The sequence below is a fragment of the Massilia genomosp. 1 genome (assembly GCF_011682185.1).
Classification (GTDB): domain Bacteria; phylum Pseudomonadota; class Gammaproteobacteria; order Burkholderiales; family Burkholderiaceae_D; genus Telluria_A; species Telluria_A rubra.
Genome location: NZ_WHJF01000644.1, coordinates 1 through 251, shown reverse-complemented (window position 1 = coordinate 251; position 251 = coordinate 1). Strand labels below are relative to the sequence as shown.

General features: G+C 51.4%; 1 protein-coding gene. It reads right to left on the bottom strand.

Annotated features, from left to right (window positions below; genetic code table 11):
- Window positions 1-123: transposase (locus F1735_RS35130; protein WP_167241663.1), on the bottom strand; the 123-nt coding region annotated here is incomplete at its 3' end.
- Window positions 124-251 lie beyond the last annotated feature (128 nt).

Sequence of the window (251 nt, the reverse complement as noted above, 5' to 3'; positions counted from 1 at the left end):
TACCTTACCATGCCAAACCACGTAATGCTCGTTGCGAGCGCACATGGGGCAGACGAATCCGTCGCGCCATCGAATCTTTTCCAGTGCCGCTTCGCACTGCGCTTGCGTCCCGTAGAGCTCCATGAATGTAACCAATCACCTCCCCGCAGACAATTTTTCTGCCTGGAAACTCAGTTCAATGTATGATGTGCAATCTTGTTAAAAAAGCCCACGCCTCTCACTGATTTCGACCTGCGCCAGATGGATGAAGA